The sequence below is a fragment of the Inquilinus sp. genome, from assembly GCF_057815775.1.
Genome location: NZ_JBYRFX010000435.1, coordinates 1 through 3,880, shown reverse-complemented (window position 1 = coordinate 3,880; position 3,880 = coordinate 1). Strand labels below are relative to the sequence as shown.

The 3,880-nt window shown below is 71.3% G+C and carries 6 protein-coding genes; 3 read left to right on the top strand and 3 right to left on the bottom strand.

Features of this window, described 5'->3' with window-relative positions:
* The coding region (locus AC3XYG_RS15450) for a TSUP family transporter (protein ID WP_489140732.1) at positions 1–317 on the bottom strand (317 nt) is incomplete at its 3' end.
* Between the two features lie 100 nt (positions 318–417).
* Here AC3XYG_RS15450 and AC3XYG_RS15445 point away from each other — a divergent pair.
* A complete protein-coding gene (locus AC3XYG_RS15445) occupies positions 418–1,323 on the top strand; it encodes a LysR family transcriptional regulator (protein ID WP_489140731.1) in 906 nt (301 codons plus the stop codon).
* Between the two features lie 120 nt (positions 1,324–1,443).
* Here the strand turns inward: AC3XYG_RS15445 and AC3XYG_RS15440 are convergent, their stop codons facing one another.
* Entirely contained in the window at positions 1,444–2,358 is a 915-nt protein-coding gene (locus AC3XYG_RS15440) for a pirin family protein (protein WP_489140730.1), read from the bottom strand.
* Positions 2,359–2,445: 87 nt separating this feature from the next.
* On the opposite strand from AC3XYG_RS15440, the gene AC3XYG_RS15435 reads away from it, so the two are divergent.
* Together AC3XYG_RS15435 and AC3XYG_RS15430 are read left to right on the top strand one after the other, a co-directional pair.
* A complete protein-coding gene (locus tag AC3XYG_RS15435; RefSeq protein ID WP_489140729.1) occupies positions 2,446–2,997 on the top strand; it encodes a PH domain-containing protein in 552 nt (183 codons plus the stop codon).
* Positions 2,998–3,071: 74 nt separating this feature from the next.
* The gene (locus AC3XYG_RS15430; protein ID WP_489140728.1) at positions 3,072–3,530 is read left to right on the top strand and encodes a GNAT family N-acetyltransferase; all 459 of its coding nucleotides are present in this window, start codon (positions 3,072–3,074) and stop codon (positions 3,528–3,530) included.
* A 55-nt stretch (positions 3,531–3,585) separates the two neighbouring features.
* Here AC3XYG_RS15430 and AC3XYG_RS15425 read toward each other — a convergent pair.
* On the bottom strand, positions 3,586–3,880 hold a 295-nt coding region (locus AC3XYG_RS15425), incomplete at its 5' end, for a hypothetical protein (RefSeq protein ID WP_489140727.1).

Below are 3,880 nucleotides of genomic sequence, written 5' to 3'. Positions count from 1 at the left end.
ACGCCCAGCGCGGTGGCGGCCCAGCCGGACCCGTTGCCGGCCAGCAACCCCGCCCCGGCCCAGGTGCCGATGCCGATCGCCAGCATCATCGGCCACAGCCGGCGCAGCAGACCGCCGAAGCGCGGCCCGGCGAACAGCTGCCACAGATTGGTCACCAGGGACGGCACCACCAGCAGGGCTGCGGCCTGGGCCGGCGCCATCGCCAGGCCCAGCAGCCCCATCGCCACGGTCGGCAGGCCGAGCCCGACCATGCCCTTGACGAAGCCGGCCAGGACGAAGGTCACGGCGATGAGGAGGAGAAGCAGCGGATCGGTCATATCCGCAGCTTGATCGCCGGCCGCCACCGCCACAATGTGGAAGCCGCACCGGCCAGCCTTCGCCTCAGCCGAAGGCTGGCGGATCCCGGAGGCCACGCCGATGCGCTTCGACCTGACCGATCTGCGCCTGTTCCTGCAGGTGGCCGAGGCCGCCAGCATCACCGGCGGCGCGGCGCGGGCCAATATGGCCCTGGCCTCGGCCAGCGCCCGCATCCGCGGCATGGAGGAGGCTGCGGGCACGGCGCTGCTGCAGCGCGGCCGGCGCGGCGTGACGCCGACCCCGGCCGGGCAGGCGCTGCTGCACCACGCCCGGCTGGTGCTGCAGCAGATGGAGCGGATGCGCGGCGAACTCGGCGACTACGCCCGCGGCCTGGCCGGCCATGTCCGCATCCTGGCCAACACCGCCGCCGCCAGCGAATTCCTGCCCGAGCCGCTGGCGGCCTGGCTGGCCGCCCATCCCCGCATCGACATCGACCTGGAGGAACGGCCGAGTCACGCCATCGTCGAAGCGGTGGCGGCCGGGCTGGCCGATCTCGGCATCATCGCCGACACGGCGGACCGGGGTGGGGCCGACCCGGCGGGGCTGGAGACGCTACCGTTCCGGATCGACCGGCTGGTGCTGGCGGTGCCGCGCGGCGATCCGCTGGCGGTACGGCGCCGGGTTGCCTTCGCCGAGGTGCTGGACCGGGATTTCGTCGGCCTCGCCCCCGGCAGTGCGCTGCAGGAGCATGTCGGCCGGCACTCGGCCCGGGCCGGCCGGCCGCTCAAGCTGCGCGTCCGGCTGGGCGGCTTCGACGCGGTCTGCCGGATGGTGGAGCAGGGGGTGGGGCTGGCAGTGCTGCCCGAGGTGGCGGTGCGCCGCTGCCGGCGGTCGATGGCGATCCGCGCCGTGCCGCTGTCCGACCCCTGGGCGCTGCGGCGGCTTGTGATCTGCACCCGTCGCCTGGACGCACTGCCGGCCCACGCCCGCCGGCTGGCGGAGCATCTGGCGGGGCCGGCTGACTGATGCCCTATTTCTACTGTCATGCCCGGACTTGATCCGGGCATCCAGAGGCTGTCGGCATCTTCTGGATTGCCGGGTCAAGCCCGGCAATGACAGGAAGGAGGGAGCGACTCCAGGTCCCCCTCACCGCTCCGGCAGCGGCAGCCGTTCGGTTTCGTCTGGAATCGTACCGAAGCGGCCTTCGCGCCAGTCGTCCTTGGCCTGCTCGATGCGCTCGCGGCTGCGGGCAACGAAGTTCCACCACAGGCGGCGCGGCCCGTCGAGCGGCTCGCCGCCGAACACCAGCAGCCGCGTCTCCTCCAGCGCCTCGACATCGACCGTCTCGCCCGGCCGCAGCACCAACAGCCGCTGTGGCGCGAAATCATCGCCGCCGATGCGGATCCGGCCGGAAATGACATAGACCGCCCGCTCTTCATGCTCCGGCGGCAACGGCAGCACCGCGCCGGCCTGAAGGGCCGCGTCGAGATACAGCGTCTCGGAAAAGGTCGCGACCGGCGAGCGAGCGCCATAGGCCGACCCGACGATCAGCCGCACGCTCTTGCCGGCATCCTCGATGACCGGCAACTCGTCCGCGCCGTGATGGGCGAAGCTTGGCGCCACCTCCTCGTGAGCGGCAGGCAGGGCGACCCAGGTCTGCACCCCGAACAGGGTCGACCCGGTGCGGCGCAGCGGCGGCGGCGTGCGCTCGGAATGGGCGATGCCGCGCCCGGCGGTCATCCAGTTGACGTCACCGGGGCGAATCAGCTGGCGCGTGCCCAGGCTGTCGCGATGGGTCTGCTCGCCGGCGAAGAGGTAGGTGACGGTGGCCAAGCCGATATGCGGGTGCGGCGGCACGTCGATGCCGTCGCCGGCGCCGAACAGGGTCGGCCCGAATTCGTCGACAAAGACGAAGGGCCCGACCGACCGCTTCTGCATCGACGGCACGGCACGTCGCACCTCGAAGCCGCCGATATCGGCGGTGCGCGGGATCACCACGGTCTCGATCAGGGGGCTGGGCGTCTCGCCGGCGGCAGGGTCGGGGGTGGGTTGCCAGCTCATGGCCGTAAATCCTTCTTGCACGCCGGATGGACGGGCGCGCGGTTCGACCGTACCCTTCGGCCCCGGCACAGCCAAGGGGGAGAGACGATGGCCGAGACCACCCAGGACGCCGCGGCGGCGGCCGCCGGCGAAACCACGATCTGGAAGATCCGCACCTCGCTGCGTGCCAGCCTGTATGGCTGGATCGTCGCCATCGTGCTGGCGGTGCTGCTCGGCCTGCTCGCCGGGCCGCTGGCCGCGGTTCCGATCGTGCTGGCGCTGGTCTGGACCGCATGGCGATGGCTGACCAGCTACGAGCTGACCAGCGAGCGGCTGATCATCCGCTCCGGCTTCCTGGTGCGGAAGCGCGAGGAGGTCGAGCTGTTCCGGGTGCGCGACTTCTCGATGTCGCGGCCGCTGCAATGGATGGTGCTCGGGCTGGGCACGGTCGGGCTGACCACGCGCGACCAGTCGGCGCCGAACATCCTGATCGGGCCGGTCGCCGAACCCGACGCCAAGCTGGACGATCTGCGCCGCGCCACCGTGGCCCGCCAGAACCGGGTCCGCTTCCGCGAGGTCGAGGTGTCCACGGCCGGCGAAGAGCATCATGACGGGCAAGGCGACCATGGCGGCGGCCACGGTGCCGGGCCGCTGGGATAGGGACCGACCACTTCATGCCGAAAAAAGCAGGGAATGACGACCGCGCACCGGGCCGTCGCCTGATGGTGCGGCCGATGCGTAGCGACGCGATGGAGATCGACGCGGTGGTGGCGCTGATCCGCGGCGCCTTCGCGGATTATGTCGACCGGCTGGACCCGCCACCCAGCGCCGTGCGCGAGACGGCGGAGACCATCGCCGGGCTGCTGGGCAGCGAACATGGGCTGGTGGCCGAGCGGACGGGCGCCACGGTCGGGTGCCTGTTCCTGCAGCGTCGCGAGCGTGGCGACATCTATATCGGCCGGGTCGCGGTGGCGGCGGAGCATCGCCGCGGCGGCGTCGGCCGGGCGCTGATGGCGGCGGCCGAGGCGGAGGGGCGGCGCCTGGGCGGCGCGCGGCTGACGCTCGGCGTGCGGCTGGCGCTGGACGGCAACCGCCGCTTCTTCAAGAGCCTCGGCTTCACCGAAGGCGCCCTGCACGCCCATCCCGGCTACGACCGGCCGACCTGGGTGGAGATGATCAAGGGGCTGGGGTGAGGGGCGGCTATACCGCCGACATCCGCTTTCGACCCGAAGCAGCCGTCGTTGCCCTCTATGGCACGGACAGGAAAGGCGCCGTCTTGAGTAGCCGCGCAAGTTGCGATGCAGGCTCCCAGCCAGCGGGGCGCCCGGCCTTCCCGCGCCACGGCATTCCTTGCTCGATCCAAGCCTTGCGATAGGACTGGATGGACTCCAGAAGCGTGTCTTTGGCTTCAGCACTCGCCAGAGGATTTTCATCAAATCCAGGCTCGTAGAAGCAGCAAGGGCAGATTCCCGAGCCTATGACCCCGCCCTCGTCGTCCGCGAAGTGATTGCCTCGGAAGTACCCGGCAAAGCCGCATATCGGG

Excerpts from the sequence above, each read along its gene's own strand:
- AC3XYG_RS15445 (WP_489140731.1), top strand. The coding sequence starts at position 418 with ATGCGCTTCGACCTGACCGATCTGCGCCTGTTCCTGCAGGTGGCCGAG.
- AC3XYG_RS15440 (WP_489140730.1), bottom strand. The coding sequence starts at position 2,358 with ATGAGCTGGCAACCCACCCCCGACCCTGCCGCCGGCGAGACGCCCAGC.
- AC3XYG_RS15435 (WP_489140729.1), top strand. The coding sequence starts at position 2,446 with ATGGCCGAGACCACCCAGGACGCCGCGGCGGCGGCCGCCGGCGAAACC.
- AC3XYG_RS15430 (WP_489140728.1), top strand. The coding sequence starts at position 3,072 with ATGCGTAGCGACGCGATGGAGATCGACGCGGTGGTGGCGCTGATCCGC.